Origin of the sequence: Denitrificimonas halotolerans (genome assembly GCF_034259425.1) — a bacterium.
In the GTDB taxonomy this organism is placed as follows: Bacteria; Pseudomonadota; Gammaproteobacteria; order Pseudomonadales; family Pseudomonadaceae; genus Denitrificimonas; species Denitrificimonas halotolerans.
In genome coordinates, this window is the sequence record NZ_JAXIVU010000061.1 from 1 (window position 1) to 315 (window position 315).

Annotated in this window: 1 protein-coding gene; it reads left to right on the forward strand. The window is 46.7% G+C overall.

Annotated features, from left to right (window positions below; translation table 11 throughout):
* A partial coding sequence (locus TOI97_RS13420; RefSeq protein ID WP_321554593.1) for a transposase occupies positions 1–315 on the forward strand: 315 nt, incomplete at both ends.

Consider the following 315-nt stretch of genomic DNA (forward strand, 5'->3'; position numbering starts at 1 on the left):
AGCTGGAAGCGGGCCGCTTCTATCGTGGCCTTGAGGAAAAATTAGCCATAGCGCAACGAGCCAGAAATAAAACCCAAGTCAAAACCCTTCATGCGAAAATCGCTAACCGTAGAAAAGACGCATTGCATAAGTTCAGCCGCACGCTGGTCAACCGCTGCGGTGAAATCTATGTCGATAATGTCAGTAGTTTAAAACTCGTTAAAACCACGATGGCCAAGTCAGTGCTGGACGCTGGCTGGTGTCAATTAAAAACAATGCTGGACTATAAATGCGCTCACGCAGGCATTGTTTTTAAGGAAGTTGACGAGGCATACA